This window comes from Streptomyces sp. NRRL WC-3626, from assembly GCF_000718785.1.
GTDB lineage: Bacteria > Actinomycetota > Actinomycetes > Streptomycetales > Streptomycetaceae > Streptomyces > Streptomyces edwardsiae.
The window spans coordinates 1-16,152 of the sequence record NZ_JOCA01000014.1; the positions used below are offsets into that span (position 1 = coordinate 1).

The 16,152-nt window shown below is 72.3% G+C and carries 11 protein-coding genes and 1 pseudogene; 9 read left to right on the top strand and 3 right to left on the bottom strand.

Annotated features, from left to right (window positions below; genetic code table 11):
- From IF28_RS0121215 to IF28_RS0121230, 4 genes are all read left to right on the top strand, one after another.
- Nucleotides 1–571 (top strand): alpha-glucosidase C-terminal domain-containing protein (locus IF28_RS0121215; RefSeq protein ID WP_030222748.1); only part of this gene is annotated, 571 nt, incomplete at its 5' end.
- Between the two features lie 28 nt (nt 572–599).
- Nucleotides 600–1,964: a maltokinase N-terminal cap-like domain-containing protein gene (locus IF28_RS0121220; RefSeq protein ID WP_030222751.1), complete on the top strand. Its 1,365-nt coding sequence runs from the start codon at nt 600–602 to the stop codon at nt 1,962–1,964.
- 4 nt (nt 1,965–1,968) lie between these two features.
- Nucleotides 1,969–4,194 (top strand): 1,4-alpha-glucan branching enzyme, encoded by a 2,226-nt coding sequence (gene glgB, locus IF28_RS0121225; RefSeq protein ID WP_030222754.1) that lies wholly within the window; start codon nt 1,969–1,971, stop codon nt 4,192–4,194.
- A gap of 107 nt (nt 4,195–4,301) precedes the next feature.
- Complete coding sequence (locus IF28_RS0121230) at nt 4,302–5,390, top strand: glutamate--cysteine ligase (protein ID WP_030222755.1); 1,089 nt, start codon at nt 4,302–4,304, stop codon at nt 5,388–5,390.
- 26 nt (nt 5,391–5,416) lie between these two features.
- Here the strand turns inward: IF28_RS0121230 and IF28_RS0121235 are convergent, their stop codons facing one another.
- On the bottom strand, nt 5,417–5,653 hold the full coding sequence (locus tag IF28_RS0121235; protein ID WP_030222757.1) for a DUF6480 family protein: 237 nt from the start codon (nt 5,651–5,653) through the stop codon (nt 5,417–5,419).
- A gap of 153 nt (nt 5,654–5,806) precedes the next feature.
- Between IF28_RS0121235 and IF28_RS0121240 the strand changes: the two genes are divergently transcribed.
- Both IF28_RS0121240 and IF28_RS0121245 read left to right on the top strand, forming a co-directional pair.
- A complete protein-coding gene (locus IF28_RS0121240; RefSeq protein WP_030222760.1) occupies nt 5,807–7,711 on the top strand; it encodes an AMP-dependent synthetase/ligase in 1,905 nt (634 codons plus the stop codon).
- A 153-nt stretch (nt 7,712–7,864) separates the two neighbouring features.
- A complete protein-coding gene (locus IF28_RS0121245) occupies nt 7,865–8,299 on the top strand; it encodes an ATP-binding protein (protein WP_030222763.1) in 435 nt (144 codons plus the stop codon).
- A gap of 2 nt (nt 8,300–8,301) precedes the next feature.
- On the opposite strand, the gene IF28_RS0121250 is transcribed toward IF28_RS0121245, so the two are convergent.
- Both IF28_RS0121250 and IF28_RS0121255 read right to left on the bottom strand, forming a co-directional pair.
- On the bottom strand, nt 8,302–8,727 hold the full coding sequence (locus tag IF28_RS0121250) for an ATP-binding protein (RefSeq protein ID WP_030222764.1): 426 nt from the start codon (nt 8,725–8,727) through the stop codon (nt 8,302–8,304).
- A complete protein-coding gene (locus tag IF28_RS0121255; RefSeq protein WP_030222766.1) occupies nt 8,724–9,095 on the bottom strand; it encodes a hypothetical protein in 372 nt (123 codons plus the stop codon). Before IF28_RS0121255 ends, IF28_RS0121250 begins: the two co-directional genes overlap by 4 nt.
- 318 nt (nt 9,096–9,413) lie before the next feature.
- On the opposite strand from IF28_RS0121255, the pseudogene IF28_RS36480 reads away from it, so the two are divergent.
- The 3 genes and pseudogenes from IF28_RS36480 to IF28_RS0121270 all read left to right on the top strand — a co-directional run bounded on the left by IF28_RS36480 (nt 9,414) and on the right by IF28_RS0121270 (nt 16,075).
- Nucleotides 9,414–13,182: pseudogene (locus IF28_RS36480) on the top strand (HAMP domain-containing protein).
- Nucleotides 13,179–15,575, top strand: a complete 2,397-nt coding sequence (locus IF28_RS0121265; RefSeq protein WP_030222768.1) for a SpoIIE family protein phosphatase — start codon at nt 13,179–13,181, stop codon at nt 15,573–15,575. The pseudogene IF28_RS36480 and the gene IF28_RS0121265 overlap by 4 nt, the downstream one beginning before the upstream one ends.
- 107 nt (nt 15,576–15,682) lie before the next feature.
- A complete protein-coding gene (locus IF28_RS0121270) occupies nt 15,683–16,075 on the top strand; it encodes an STAS domain-containing protein (RefSeq protein WP_030222772.1) in 393 nt (130 codons plus the stop codon).
- Nucleotides 16,076–16,152 lie beyond the last annotated feature (77 nt).

Sequence of the window (16,152 nt, forward strand, 5' to 3'; positions counted from 1 at the left end):
CATCTTCCTGCGCAACCACGACGAGCTGACCCTGGAGATGGTCACCGACGAGGAACGCGACTACATGTGGGCGGAGTACGCCAAGGACCCCCGCATGCGCGCCAACATCGGCATCCGCCGCCGGCTGGCGCCCCTGCTCGACAACGACCGCAACCAGATCGAGCTCTTCAACGCCCTGCTGCTCTCCCTGCCGGGATCGCCGATCATCTACTACGGCGACGAGATCGGCATGGGCGACAACATCTGGCTCGGCGACCGCGACGCCGTACGCACCCCCATGCAGTGGACACCGGACTCCTACACCGAACTCCCCTCGTCCAACCCCGCCGTCCTCGCCTTCCTGCGCGAGTACGGGGACGATCTGGTGCTCTGCGTCAACAACTTCTCCCGCTTCTCCCAGCCCACCGAGCTGGACCTGCGCGCGTTCGACGGACGCCATCCGGTCGAGCTGTTCGGCGGGGTGCGCTTCCCGGCCATCGGTGAACTGCCGTATCTGCTGACCCTCGGGGGCCACGGCTTCTACTGGTTCCGGCTCACCCGAGTCGCGTCCCGCGACGGCCGACGACTGTGAGCGGGGACCGGCGAGAGGAGGCGTCACCATGACGAAGACCGCATTCCTGCGGCCGCGAAGCGCACCCGCCGAGCCCATGGAGCCGCTCACCGGGCTGCTGCGCGAATGGCTGCCGCTGCAACGCTGGTTCGCCGGCAAGGACCGTCCCGTCACCGACCTCGGTGTGCTGTCGACGACGGAGCTGTTCCCCGGCTGTCTGCACGTCCTGGTGCACGCCGGCCACGGCGGTGTGCCCACTCCCGGCGGCACACTCCCGGCGGGTGACTGCTACCAGCTCCTCCTCGGTGTACGGGAGCACCCCTCGCCACGGCTCGGCAAGGCACTCATCGGCGGGGTGCCGGACGGCCGCCTCGCCGGGCTGACGGTCTACGACGCCCTGCACGACCCGCGCGCCGCCCAGCTGCTCCTGGAGCGGCTGCGCCACCCGGGCACGGCGGGCCCGCTGCGGTTCGAGTGCGACGGCGACGGGGCCCGTCGGGTGCCCGCCGGCCTGGTGCCGCGCCTGATGACCGCCGAACAGTCCAACTCCTCGCTGGTGTACGGCGACGAGTACATCCTCAAGCTGTTCCGGCGCATCCAGCCCGGGGAGAACCCGGATCTCGAGGTGCCGGGCGCACTGGCCCGCCAGGGCTGCCCCCGGGTGCCCGCCCCGGTCGCCTGGTTCCGCACCGCCCATCCGTTCAAGGCGACGCTCGGCGTGCTCCAGCCGTATCTGCGCGACGCCTCCGACGGCTGGACCCTGGCCCTGGACGCGCTGGCCGCCGGTGACGACTTCACCGCGCAGGCCCACGCCCTCGGCCGGGCCACCGCCGACGTACATCTGGCGCTGTCCACGGCCTTCCCCACCGGCGCGCCCGGCGCGAACGCGCGCACGGCGGCGGCGATGACCGAGCGGCTGACGGCCGCCGCGCACGCCGTGCCCGCGCTGCAGCCGTTCGTGCCGGGGCTGCGGGCCGCGTTCGCCGCGCTCGCCACCTGCGACGCCGGACCGCCCGCCCAGCGCATCCACGGCGATCTGCACCTGGGGCAGGTGCTGCGGGCGGGGCGCGAGTGGTTCGTCATCGACTTCGAGGGCGAGCCGTCCCGGCCGCTCTCCGAACGGCGCAGCGCCCACTCCCCCGTGCGGGACATCGCCGGGATGCTGCGCTCCTTCGACTACGCCGCCCGCCAGCGCCTCCCCTGGCGCCCGGAGTGGGCGCGTCGCTGCCGTGAGGCCTACTGCGCGGGCTACGCGGCCCGCGCCGGCTGGGACCCGCGCAAGAAGCACGGCCTGCTCCGCGCCTATGAGACGGACCGGGCCGTGTACGAGGTGCTGTACGAGGCCCGGCACCGACCCGACTGGCTGCCCGTACCCATGGCGGCGATCGAGCGCCTCGCCGTGAGAGGAGACTGAAGCCGTGGCCCTGCGTGACACCCTTCTTCCCGAATCGGCCGGGCCCGTCCCGTCCGCCGAGGCGCCCCCCGGCGCCGCACCCGCCCTGGACCCGACCGACAGGGGACGCCTGCTGGCGGGCGCCCACCACGATCCGCACGCGCTGCTCGGCGCCCGCCCGGTGCCCGGCGGGATCGCCTTCCGGGCGCTGCGGCCCTTCGCCCGCGAGGTGAGCGTGGTCGTCGACGGCGAGCGCACCCCGCTCGCCTCGGAGGGCGACGGACTGTTCGCCGGCGTACTGCCGCTGGACGCCGTCCCCGCCTACACCCTGGCGGTGGCCTACGGCGACGACCCGGCCGTCGAGACGCACGACCCGTACCGGTTCCTGCCCGCCCTCGGCGAGTTCGACCTGCATCTGATCGGCGAGGGCCGGCACGAGGAGCTGTGGACGGCGCTCGGCGCGCACCCGATGGAGCACCAGGGCGTCACCGGTACCCGCTTCACCGTGTGGGCGCCGAACGCGCAAGGGGTGCGGGTCGCGACCGACTTCACCCACTGGGACGGCACCGCCTTCCCGATGCGCTCGATGGGCTCGTCCGGGGTGTGGGAGCTGTTCCTGCCGGGGGTCGGCGAGGGCACCCGGTACAAGTTCGAGATCCACTCCCGCTACGGCGACCGCTTTCTCAAGGCCGACCCGATGGCCCGCCGCACGGAGGCACCGCCGAACACGGCGTCCGTGGTGACGGCCTCGCACTACGAGTGGAACGACGCCGACTGGTTCGCGCGGCGGGCCGAAGTGTCCGTGCACGAGGCGCCGTTCTCCGTCTACGAGGTGCATCTGCCGTCCTGGCGGCCGGGGTCGACGTACCGTGAACTCGCCGCGTCCCTGCCCGCGTATGTGAAGGACCTCGGCTTCACCCATGTCGAGCTGATGCCGGTCGCCGAGCACCCCTTCGGGCCGTCCTGGGGCTACCAGGTCACCGGGTTCTACGCGCCGACGGCGCGCCTCGGCTCCCCGGACGACTTCAAGTACCTGGTCGACGAGCTGCACCGGGCCGGTATCGGCGTCATCATGGACTGGGTGCCGGCGCACTTCCCCAAGGACGACTGGGCGCTGGCCCGCTTCGACGGGGACCCGCTGTACGAACCCGGGGACTCCCGGCGCGCGGAGCACCCCGACTGGGGGACGTACACCTTCGACTTCGCCCGCACCGAGGTGCGCAACTTCCTGGTCGCGAACGCCGTGTACTGGTGCCAGGAGTTCCACATCGACGGGCTGCGGGTGGACGCCGTCGCCTCCATGCTCTACCTCGACTACTCGCGCGAGGAAGGCGGCTGGGAGCCCAACGCGTACGGCGGCCGGGAGGACCTGGCGGCGATGGCGTTCCTCCAGGAGATGAACGCGACCGTGTACCGGCGCTGCCCCGGCGTGGTGACCATCGCGGAGGAGTCCACGGCGTGGGGCGGGGTGACCCGGCCCACCGACACGGGCGGCCTCGGCTTCGGGCTGAAGTGGAACATGGGCTGGATGCACGACTCGCTGGAGTACGTCTCCCACGAGCCGGTGCACCGCAGGTACCACCACCACGAGATGACGTTCGCGATGGTGTACGCCTACAGCGAGAACTACGTGCTGCCCGTCTCGCACGACGAGGTGGTGCACGGCAAGCAGGCGCTGGTGTCGAAGATGCCGGGCGACTGGTGGCAGCGGCGCGCCAACGTCCGCGCCTACCTCGGCTTCATGTGGGCCCACCCGGGCAAGCAACTGCTGTTCATGGGGCAGGAGTTCGCGCAGGGCGCCGAGTGGTCCGAGGAGCGGGGACCCGAGTGGTGGCTGCTCGACGAGGGGTACCACTCGGCGGGCGACCACCGCGGGGTGCGGGACCTGGTGCGCGATCTCAACGACCGCTACCGGGCGACCCCGGCGCTGTGGCAGCGCGACACCGACCCGTCCGGCTTCCGCTGGGTGGCGGTCGACGCCGCCGACGACAACGTGTTCGCGTTCCTGCGGTACGACGACGGGGGCCGGCCGCTGCTCGCGGTGTCGAACTTCTCCCCGGTGGTCCGGCACGACTACGCCCTCGGCGTCGGCGACGACGTGATCGCCTGGCAGGAGGTCCTCAACACCGACGCCGCGCACTACGGCGGCGGGGACGTCACCAACCCGGATCCGGTCATGCCCGAGGACGGCCGGGTCCGGCTCACGCTGCCCCCGCTCGCCACGGTCTGGCTGACACCGCTCGCCCTCTGAGGCCCGGCCGGCCGCGACAGGTGTCCGAAGCCGGCACGGGGGCATGCGGACGTCGTACGGCCGGGGTCCCCCCGGCTTCGTCACGGCAGGCAGGGAGGTCGGCAGCGGTGCGCACCGTCGGAGTGGAGGAGGAACTCCTCCTGGTCGATCCGGAGAGCGGCGAGCCGCGGGCGATGTCCGCCGCGGTCCTCGCCCGTGCCGCCCGGGACGACACGGAGCAGGACGTCTTCGAGAAGGAACTGCACGAGCAGATGCTGGAGTTCGCCACGCATCCGCAGTCCTCGATGGAGAGCCTGCACGCGGAGATCGTCCGCTGCCGCGCGGAGGCCGCCCGGCACGCCGGGGAGATCGGCTGCGCCGTCGCCGCCCTCGCCACCTCGCCGCTGCCGGTCAGCCCGTCCATCGGCGTCAACCGGCGCTACCGGTGGATGGAGGAGCAGTACGGCATCGCCACCCGGGAGCAGCTCGTCATGGGCTGCCACGTCCATGTGTCCGTCGACTCCGACGAGGAGGGGGTCGGGGTCGTGGACCGGCTGCGGCCCTGGCTGACGGTGCTTACGGCGCTGAGCGCGAACTCGCCGTTCTGGCAGGGCGGTGACACGGGCTACAGCAGCTATCGCAGCCGGGTGTGGCAGCGCTGGCCGTCGGCCGGTCCGACCGAGACGTTCGGCTCGGCCGAGCGCTATCACCGGCGGGTCGCCGACATGGTCGCCACCGGCGTCGTACTCGACGAGGGGATGATCTACTTCGACGCCCGGCTGTCCCAGCGGTATCCGACGGTGGAGATCCGTGTCTCGGACGTCTGTCTGCACGCGGAGACGGCGGGGCTGATCGCCACCCTGGCCCGCGGTCTGGTGGAGACCGCGGCCCGCGAATGGCGGGCCGGCCGGGACCCGGCCGGCCCCGGTGTCAGCCTGCTGCGGCTGGCGGCCTGGCAGGCGGCCCGGTCGGGCCTGACGGGCGAGCTGCTCCACCCGGAGACCATGCGGCGGATGCCGGCCGAGGCGGTCGTACGGGCCCTTCTCGGCCATGTCGAGGAGGCGCTGGACGACCTCGGCGACCTGGAACGCGCCCGCGAGGGCTGCGCACGACTGCTGCGCGACGGCAACGGGGCCCGGGTGCAGCGCGCCCTGCTGGAGGACACGGGGAATCTGCGCGACGTCGTCACGGAGTGCGTACGGCACACCCAGGCGTAGCGGCCGCCTCCTCACGGGCCGGGGTGTCAGAAGATCAGGACGAGGGCGTAGACCAGGAAGAACGCCGCGACCAGCACCACGAGGGCGAGGATCACGGTCAGGGGCCCCTTGGCCCAGCCCTTGCCCGGGTTGTACGTGATGTCCCGGGGGCCCGCCTCGGGCATGCTGCTCTCCGCGGGCGGGGTCTCGCCCGGGGGGACGCCGCCGCCCGGTTCGAGGCCGGTGGTGCGTTCCGGATCGGGATCTGGATTGACGTAGCTCATGCGCTCCGGGTCCCCCGAAACCGGCGAGATCATCAGTGCGGACTCACTTGTCGCGATCGCGGCGCGAGGGCGCTCGGGCTCGGCTAGATTCAGGCACCGCCGATGACCGTACTCATCGGCCGAGTCACTCCCCGTACATGTCAGGAGCAGTGCATGCGCGACCTCGCTCTCGCTCCCCCGTCCGCCTCCCGTCTCGCCGGCGGTCTCGCCGACAGCCTCTTCACCACGGCGGCCGGGAACCCCACGCTGCCGATGCTCGCCCGCCGCCCCGACCCGGCCTCCGCCGGCTGGGAGCGGATCACCGCCGTGGAGTTCCGTGACGAGGTCGTCGCCCTGGCCAAGGGACTGGTCGCGTCCGGGGTCTCGCCGGGCCAGCGCGTGGCGATCATGGCCCGTACCCGCTACGAGTGGACCCTCCTGGGGCACGCCCTGTGGACGGTGGGCGCCGAGGTCGTCCCCATCTATCCGACCTCCTCGCGTGAACAGGTGGAGTGGATCCTCAGGGACGCCGGCTGTGTGGCCGTCCTGGTGGAGGACGAGCAGGGTGTGATGACCGTGGGGTCCGTGTGCGCCGGGCTGCCGCGGCTGCGGCACGTGTGGCAGCTGGACGGGGGCGCGCTGGAGCAGCTGGCGGCGCGCGGCGAGTTCATACCCCGGGCCACGGTCGACTCCATGCGCCGTATCGTGCTGCCGGACTCCACGGCCGTCGTCGCCTACACCTCCGGCACCTCCGGCCACGCCATGGGATGCGCGCTGAGCCATCGCGGCCTGGCCTTCATGAGCGACACCCTGCTGGAGGGCTGGGGCCACGTCACGGCACCGGCCGGTGAACAGGCCGCCGTCCTCGCCTTCCTGCCGTTCTCCCATGTGTACGGCCTGATGATCCAGGTGCTGTGCGTGCGCGGGGGGCTGCTGATGGGGCACGAGCCCGACATCACCGGGGAGTCCCTGGCCTCGGCGCTGCGCACCTTCCGGCCCACCTATCTGTACGCCGTACCGTCACTGCTGGAGAAGATCTACAAGAACTTCCTGCGCGCGTCGCAGCTGGCCGGCCGCGGCCCCCTGTTCGAGCGGGCGGCCGGCACGGCACGGGACTTCGCCGCCGCCGTGGAGCGGCAGCGGCTGGGCCGCGGCTCGGGGCCGGGCCTCGATCTGCGGCTGCAGCACGCCCTGTACGAGCGCACGGTCTACCGCCGGCTGCGGGCGACGCTGGGCGGCCGGGTGCTGCGGGCCACCTCCGGGGGTTCGACGCTCAACCGCGATCTGTCCCTGTTCTACGAGGGCATCGGCGTGTACGTCCACGACGGCTACGGGCTCACGGAGACCAGCGGCGGTGTGACGATGCAGCCGTTCGGGCGGGAGAAGTCCGGCACCGTGGGGCAGGCGCTGCCGGGCACCGAGATCCAGGTGGCCGGCGACGGGGAGATCCTGGTGCGTGGGCCGTCGGTGTTCCAGGGGTACGTGGGCGACGAGGCCGCCACCCGGGCCGTGCTGCGCGGCGGCTGGCTGGCGACGGGCGATCTGGGGCGGCTGGACACCGAGGGCTATCTCACGATCACCGGCCGCAAGAAGGACATCATCATCACGAGCAGCGGCAAGAGCGTGGCGCCGGGGGCGCTGGAACAGCGGCTGCGCATGCACCCGCTGGTCCATCAGGCGGTCGTGGTGGGCGACAACCGGCCGTGTGTGGGCGCCCTGATCACGCTGGACCCGGAGTTCCTCAACGACTGGCGGGCGGCGCTGTCCCTGCCGGGCGACGCGCCGGCCCGGGAGGCGCGGGAGGAGAACGCGCTGCGGGAGGAGATCGCGCGTGCGGTCGCCGCCGCCAACAGCAGTGTGTCGCGCTCGGAGTCGATCCGGGTCTTCCGGGTGCTTCCCGAGCCGTTCGACGTGGCCAACGGCCTGCTGACGCCGTCGATGAAGCTGCGCCGGGACGAGATCGTACGGCGCTACGCCCTGGAGATCGACGCGATGTACCAGTCCCGGACCCGTCCGGGTCTCGCCCCCGCCGAGGACGAGCCGTCCCTCTGGGAGGACGCGGACGACGTGTTCCGCTGACCTTCCGCGGGAAGCTGCCGGTCGGTGACGTGTTTGTCACCGACCGGGCACGGGCATGCGGGCGCGTAGGCTCCGCCCGCACGGGAACCCACAGTCCGAGGGGACGCGAACGACGGAGCGACCGCCCCGCGACGACGGGGCCCGGAAGGCGAGATGGCACGCGAGCCGCGTAGGGACAGGACACTGGCTGCCGAGGACATGACGAGCCGCATCGCCAGCTTCCCGGGGGAGCTGCACGATGTGACGGACGCACGCCTGGTCGCGGAGGAGTTCCTCTTCGACGTGGCCCGTGCGTCGGCGCCGTCGGCTCCGGAACACTGGGACGACATACTCCTGGTGGTCACCGAACTGGCCGCCAACGCGGTCCAGTACGCGCCGGGGCCGTTCCAGCTGCGGCTGCGCCGCACGTTCGACGGGGTGCATGTGGTGATGCACGACACCAGCACCACCGAGCCCGCCCCCCGGCCCTTCCACCCGAACCGGGGCGGGGGCGGGATCGGCTGGCATCTGATCCACACGCTGTGCGACCAGGTCAGCGTCGTCGGCGACGACCACGGCAAGGACATCCACGTCTTCCTGCCCTGGTGACGTCAGGCGTCGCGCAGGGGGAGCAGCACGCTGACGGTCTTGCCGCCGCCGGGGCGGCCGCGGACCTCGATGTCCCGCGCCAGCCGGACCACCAGCGGCCAGCCGTAGCCGCCGACGCGGTGCGCGGCCCCCGGGGCGCCGGTACCGGCGGCCGCCTCGGGGACGGCGTCGCTGTGATCGTGGACGGCGATCCGTACGCCGTCCTCCGTCGTCCAGGTGTCGAAGCCGGCCAGTCCGGCGCCGTGCCGGATCGCGTTGGTGACCAGCTCCGACACCACGAGCGAGAGGTCGATCATGTCCTGCCGGTGCGGGGTGCGGCCGTCCAGGCCCCACTGCTCCCGCACCGTCGCCTCGGCATGCGCCCGCGCGGCGGCGGCACTGGCCACCCTCGTGCCGCCGCTCGGACGCGTCCGCCGTGCGGTGGTCACCCGGTCGGGCTCTCGCGCGACGGCAGCCGGTGGTAGTAGTCACCGACCGCGGTGAGATAGGCGGGGTCCTGGGTCTCGCTGTCGGTGCGGAACCGGGGCGCCGCCTTCACCTCGGCCCGGGTGCAGGCCACCGTCAGCCTCCGCTCCCCCGGCTCGACGGACGCGACCACGCCGACCGGCACCACGAGGCTGCGGCCGAACACCCATACACCGGTGTCGACGACGAGGTGCCGCAGGCCGTGGTGGTCGGCCCGGCGGTCCACCTGCCCGATGGTGCCGTCGCGCGCGACGACGGTGTAGCCCGTGAGGTCCTGCTCCTGGACATGGTCAAGGTCCGGCGCGTATGACCAGATGCTGTCGATGGGCACTGCTCCCTTGCCTCCCCGGTGACGACGGATTCCTGGGCCCGAGCCCAGCTCCTCACCAGCAAATACCCGGCAGGCGCGCGCGCATTCGAAGCGCGTGGACGAAAACCGCGCGCCGGTGATCAAACCCGTCACGCCCCGGCGAAATCCGGCCGAGTACCCGTCAGGAGCCGGTCCATGCCAGCGGGAAGCGATTTCCCACCGGCCGTGCCGCGCTTTGTTCCGGGCCCGCGACCTGGGTTAGCCTTCGGCGTATTTTCTCATCGCGCAAATCCGTGAACTGCGGAAACGCACACCGACTCTGCCGGAACGAGGGTGCGCATGACCAGCAAGAGCACCGAGGGCACCGAGGCGGTGCCGGGGGACCAGGAGCTGCGGAGGCTGCTGGCGGGGCTGACGGCCGTACGGGACGGGGACTTCGGCACCCGGCTGCCGGACGACGCCGACGGCCTCATGGGGGACATCGGCAAGGTCTTCAACGGGATGGTGGACCAGCTGTCGGTGTTCACCTCCGAGGTGACCCGGGTGGCCCGCGAGGTCGGCACCGAGGGGGCGCTGGGCGGTCAGGCCCAGGTGCCGGGGGTCTCGGGCACCTGGGCCGATCTGACGGACTCGGTGAACGCCATGGCGGGCAATCTCACCGCGCAGGTCCGCAACGTGGCGCAGGTGACGACGGCGGTCGCCAAGGGCGACCTCTCGCAGAAGATCACCGTGGACGCGCGCGGCGAGATCCTCGAGCTCAAGAACACCATCAACACGATGGTCGACCAGCTCTCCGCCTTCGCCGACGAGGTCACCCACCGGCCAGGTGCGCAACATCGCCCTGGTGGCGACGGCGGTCGCCAAGGGCGACCTCTCCCAGAAGATCACCGTGGACGCGCGCGGCGAGATCCTCGAGCTCAAGAACACCATCAACACGATGGTCGACCAGCTCTCCGCCTTCGCCGACGAGGTCACCCTGACGGGTCAGGTCCGCTCCATCGCCCAGGTCGCCTCCGCGGTGGGCCGGGGCGATCTGTCGCAGCGGATCAGGGTCGAGGCGGCCGGCGAGGTCGCGGCGCTGGCCGAGGTCATCAACACCATGGTCGACACGCTGTCGGCGTTCGCCGACGAGGTCACCCGCGTGGCCCGCGAGGTCGGCACCGAGGGACGCCTCGGCGGTCAGGCGCACGTACCGCATGTCGCGGGCACCTGGAAGGACCTGACCGACAACGTCAACTCCATGGCCAACAACCTGACCGGCCAGGTGCGCAACATCGCGCTGGTGACGACGGCGGTGGCACGCGGCGATCTGTCGAAGAAGATCGACGTCGACGCGCGCGGCGAGATCCTCGAGCTGAAGACGACCATCAACACGATGGTCGACCAGCTCTCCGCCTTCGCCGACGAGGTCACCCGCGTCGCCCGCGAGGTCGGCACCGAGGGGCGCCTCGGCGGGCAGGCGGAGGTCGAGGGTGTCTCCGGCACCTGGAAGCGGCTCACGGAGAACGTCAACGAGCTGGCCGGGAACCTCACCCGGCAGGTGCGGGCGATCGCGAAGGTCACCAGCGCGGTCGCCGAGGGCGATCTGACCCGGTCGATCACCGTGGAGGCCTCCGGCGAGGTCGCCGAGCTCAAGGACAACATCAACGCGATGGTGGAGTCCCTGCGCGAGACGACCCGCGCCAACCAGGAGCAGGACTGGCTGAAGACCAACCTCGCCCGGGTCTCCGGACTGATGCAGGGCCACCGCGAACTGCCCGTGGTCGCCGAGCTGATCATGGACGAGCTGGTGCCGCTGGTGTCGGCCCAGTACGGCGCCTTCTATCTCGCGGAGGACGGCGACGACGGCCCCGAGCTCAGACTCGTCGGCTCCTACGGCTACCCCGACGACGACGCCCGGCGCACCCGGATCCCCTTCGGCCGCACCCTGGTCGGCCAGGCCGCGCGCAGCCGCCGCGGCATCACGGTGGACGAACTGCCGCCGGACTACGTCACCATCTCCTCCGGGCTCGGGCAGGTGGTGCCGAGCGCGCTGGTGCTGCTGCCCATCGTGGTCGAGGGCCAGGTCCTCGGCGTGATGGAGCTGGCGTCGGTGACCCCCTTCACGCAGATCCACCAGGACTTCCTGGCCCAGCTGATGGAGACCATCGGCGTCAACGTCAACACCATCGTGGCCAACGCCCGTACCGACGAGCTGCTGGTCGAGTCGCAGCGGCTCACCGCCGAACTGCAGGAGCGCTCGGCGGAGTTGCAGACCCAGCAGGAGGAACTCCAGCACTCCAACGCCGAACTGGGCGACAAGGCGGCGCTGCTGGCCGCGCAGAACCGGGACATCGAGGCGAAGAACCTGCAGATCGAGCAGGCCCGGCAGGAACTGGAGGCGCGCGCCCAGCAGTTGTCGCTGGCCTCCAAGTACAAGTCGGAGTTCCTGGCCAATATGAGCCACGAGCTGCGCACCCCGCTCAACAGCCTGCTGATCCTGGCCCAGCTGCTCGCCCAGAACCCCTCGCGCAATCTCAGCCCGAAGCAGGTCGAGTACGCGCAGATCATCCACTCGGCGGGTTCCGACCTGCTGCAGCTGATCAACGACATCCTCGATCTGTCCAAGGTCGAGGCCGGGAAGATGGACGTCAGCCCCGAGCGGGTGGAGCTGCGCCGGCTCATCGAGTACGTCGAGGCCACCTTCCGGCCCATGACGACGCAGAAGAGCCTGGACTTCACCGTGACGACGGCTCCGGGCGCTCCGGCCGACCTGCTCACCGACGACTCCCGGCTGCGGCAGGTGCTGCGCAACCTGCTGTCCAACGCGGTCAAGTTCACCGAGCGGGGCGGGGTGGAGCTGCGGATCGAGCCCGCGCCGGACGACGAGGTGCCCGCGACCGTGCTGCGGGGCGGGCCCGTGGTGGCGTTCCGGGTGCGGGACACCGGGGTCGGCATCCCGGAGCAGCACCTGGAGGCGATCTTCGGGGCGTTCCAGCAGGCGGACGGTACGACGAGCCGCAAGTACGGGGGCACCGGGCTCGGTCTGTCCATCACCCGGGAGATCGCTCATCTGCTGGGCGGCGCGGTGGCGGTGGACAGCGTCGCGGGCCAGGGCAGTACGTTCACCCTGTTCCTGCCGGTGGCCCGGCCGGACTTCGAGGACCTGCTGCGGCCCGCCGCCGCCCCGGACGGGGACCGGGGCGAGGCGCTGCCGGAGGTGCCGGCCCGGCGGCCGCAGGCGATCGAGCCCGGCCCGTCGTCCGGGCGGCGGCCGCGGCGGCTGCTCGTCGTGGAGGAGCGTCCCCGGGGGCTGCTGACCCTGGTGGCGGAGAGCGTCGTCCAGGACGTCACGCACGGCGACGGCACCTCCAGACCGTCGGTCGACATCCTCACCGCCGTCGGCGCCCAGGAGGCGGCCGGGGCGCTGGCCGCCGATCCGTGCCACTGCGTGGTGCTGGAGCTCGGCATGGCCGAGGAGGAGGTCACCCGGTTCCTGGAGGCGCTGCGCGGCGACTCCGCCCTCGCGAGCGTGCCGGTGCTGGTGCACAGCGGTCACCGGGCCGACGCGGCGGTGGAGGAGCATCTGCGGTCCCGTGCCGCGGGCACCGCGCTGGAGTTCCTGTCCAGCCTCGACGAACTGCGCGAACGCATCGCCCTGCACCTGTCGGCGGAGGAGCCCGGCGACGTGCTGTCGCTGGTGCGGCCCGACGAGCCGCAGCGGCCGGCGCCGCAGACCGTCGTGGACGGCGCGTTCGCCGGCCGTACCGTCCTCGTCGTCGACGACGACGCCCGCAACCTCTTCGCGCTCAGCGGCATCCTGGAGCTGCACGGCTTCCGGGTGCTGCACGCGGAGAACGGCCGCAAGGGCATCGAGCGGCTGGTGAACAACCCGGACGTGGCGCTCGTGCTGATGGACGTGATGATGCCCGAGCTGGACGGCTACGCCGCCACGGCGGAGATCCGCGCCATGGAGCGGTACGCCGAGCTGCCCATCATCGCCGTCACCGCGAAGGCGATGCCGGGGGACCGGGACAAGAGTCTCGCCTCGGGGGCCAGCGACTACGTCACCAAACCGGTCGACACCCAGGACCTGATCGCCTGCGTCCGCCGCTGGCTGCCCGCGTGAGCGCGCGGGAGCGGCCGGACGGGTCCGGTCTCGAACGAGCGGCCGGGCCCGCCGGGGTGTCGGCCGACTCGCCCGTGGGCCGGCTCGCGGCCACCGTGGACCGGCTCAGCCGGGAGGTGCGGGCCGCGCAGGCCGAGGCCGAGGGCCGGGCGCTGATCGAGCTCGCCAAGGGCATCCTCGTCGAACGCCTGGGGTGCGGTCCCTCGCAGGCCGCCCGGCAGCTCACCGAGCTGACCGAGCAGGCCGGGACGACGCAGCTGGAGTTCGCGGTCGAGGTCATCAACCAGGCCGCCCGGGACCGGGTGTCGGAGGTGACGGACGCCTTCCTGGCCGCGACCCGGGCCGCCGAGGAGGCGGGGCCCGACCCCGCCGCCGTACGGCTGCGCGCGGCCGAGAGCGGGGCACTGGCGGCGGACGACACCCAGGCCGTGGCCGAGTCCCTGCTCGCGCAGGCGCTGCGTCCGCTGGGCGCGGTGGCCGTGGCGATCTGGGCGGCCGGCGCCGACGGGTCGCTCACCCTGGCGGGCAGTGCCGGGTTCTCCCCGGCGGAGGCGGCGCGCTGGTACTACGTGCCGCCGGACGTGGCGACGGTCGCCCGGTGCGGTCTCGCCGAGCGCGACGGTCTGTGGATCGCCTCGCTGGCCGACCGGGGCCTGCCCAGCGTCGGCCGGCACCATCACCCGGACGGCGGCAGGGCGGCCGTGCCCGCCGGCACGGGCGGCCGGGTGTACGGCGTGCTGGAGATCGTCTGGCCGGACCGGCTGCCCGAGCAGCCTCCGCAGATCGTGCGGCAGGTGGAGGCCCTGGCGGAGCTGTGCGCGCACACCCTGGAGACGTACGCGCCGCCGGACGGGCCGGACCGGGAATCCCGGGCGCCGCGGGACGCCGCCGAGCTGATGGATCTGGCCGACGGACTGTACGACCCGGCCCTGGTCCTGGTTCCGCAGCTGGACCCCGAGGGGAATCTGCTGGACTTCCGCATCCAGCACGTCAACAGCCGTTTCCTGGACCCGGCGGGCCGGCCGCGCGCCGTGGTCAGCGGGGCCCTGCTGCTCGAGGCGTATCCGATGGCCGCCGGGGACGGCGACCTCTTCCAGCGGATCGAACGGGTGTACGCCACCGGGGAGCCCTTCCGGGCCCGGCGGATGAATCTGACCGCCCTGGTCGACCAGGTGCCGCTGGCGGCGGTCGCCGACATCAGTGTCAGCCGGCACGGCTCCGGCATCCTGTTCATCTGGCGGATCGAGGACGAGACGGCCCGCCTGGCGAGCCTGCTGCAGCACGCCCAGCGGCTGGGCCGCATCGGCGGCTTCGAGGAGAACCTCCTCACCGGCGAGATCACCTGGAACGGGCAGCTGTTCGACCTGTACGGGCGTCCGCAGTCCGGTCTGCCGGTACCGCTGGAGGAGCTGCCCGCGCACGCCCACCCCGACGACGCCGTCACCATCGGCCGCTTCCTGCGCACCCTGCTGCACCACCGGCGCCCGGCGTCGGCCGCGTTCCGGCTGCAGCGGCCGGACGGGGTGACCCGGCACATCCGCGTCGTCGCCGAGCCGGTCCTGGACACCGACGGGCGGCTGCTCACCACCCGCGGCGCCTACCAGGACATCTCCTCCCAGCACTGGACCGAGGTGGCGCTCGCCGCCACCCGCGACCAGCTGGCGCACACCGAGCAGCAGGCCGGCGAACGCGACCGGCTGACGCTGCAGCTGCAGCGCGCCATCATGCCGCCCACCCAGGCGCCGCTGCAGGTGCCCGGTCTCGACGTGGCGGTCCGCTACCGGCCCGCGGAGGCCGAGCAACTGGTCGGCGGCGACTGGTACGACGCCGTGGTGCTGCCGTCCCGGCTGGTGCTGCTGTGCGTGGGCGACGTCGCCGGGCACGGTATAGAGGCGGCGACCAGCATGGTCGTCCTGCGCAACGCGCTGCGCGGGCTCGCCGTCACCGGCGCCGGCCCCGGGCAGCTGCTGTCGTGGCTGAACATCGTGGCGCACCATCTCACCGGCGGCATCACCGCCACCGCCGTGTGCGGGCTGTACGACCCCCGGTCGCGCACCCTGCGCTGGGCCCGCGCCGGTCATCTCCCGCCGGTGCTGGTGCGCGGCTCCGAGGCCGCTCCGCTGCCGCTGGTGCGCGGGATGCTGCTCGGAGCCGTACCGGACGCGGCGTACGAGGAGTCGGAGGTACGACTGGCCGCCGAGGACAATCTGCTGATGTACACGGACGGTCTGATCGAGCGCCGGGACCGCACGGTGGAGGAGTCGCTGACCCATCTCCTCACCACCGCGGCGACCACGCCGGGCACGCTGGACCAGCGGCTGGACCGGCTGCTCACGTACAGCAGGTCGGACACGGACGACGACACCTGCATCGTGGGGATCCGGGTCGGCTGAGCCGCCCGGTCCGGCCGACCGGGTGAGCGGGCCGAGGCATGACAGGGCGATTCGGGGGTACGCGCGGCTGCGCGACGAAGAGCTTGATCACCTTGTTGGAGGTACTCGTGCCCATTGCCCAGGACCCGTTGTCCGTCGAGGTGGCCCTGCCGCGTACGGACGTGGCGCTGCTCACCGTGGAGGGGTACTTGGACGTCGACACGGCGACCGAGTTCCAGCACCACCTGGCGAACCAGCTGCATCACGGCCGCCGGCACTTCCTGCTCGACCTGTCGGCGGTCCCCTTCATGGACTCGTCCGGTATGAACATCATCCTCCGGGTCTATCAGGAGGCCCGTGAGCTGCCGGGGAGCGTGCACATCATCTCCCCCGCCCCGGCGGTGCGCCGCATTCTGGACCTGACGGGCGTGAGCATCACGGTGCCCGTCTCCGAGAGCGTCGACGAGGCGCTGGAGCGCGTGGACACGATGCCCGGGAACCCGGTCGAACCGGAGGCCTGAGCACGGTCCGTACGCTCCGGCGCCATGACGCCGGGGCGTGGTGGGAGCGGCCATCCGGCCGAGTTCCGCAGCGCGGT

What these genes read in the sequence shown, in the direction of transcription:
- IF28_RS0121220 (WP_030222751.1), top strand. Translation starts at nt 600, where the DNA reads ATGACGAAGACCGCATTCCTGCGGCCGCGAAGCGCACCCGCCGAGCCC.
- IF28_RS0121235 (WP_030222757.1), bottom strand. Translation starts at nt 5,653, where the DNA reads ATGAGCTACGTCAATCCAGATCCCGATCCGGAACGCACCACCGGCCTC.
- IF28_RS0121240 (WP_030222760.1), top strand. Translation starts at nt 5,807, where the DNA reads ATGCGCGACCTCGCTCTCGCTCCCCCGTCCGCCTCCCGTCTCGCCGGC.
- IF28_RS0121245 (WP_030222763.1), top strand. Translation starts at nt 7,865, where the DNA reads ATGGCACGCGAGCCGCGTAGGGACAGGACACTGGCTGCCGAGGACATG.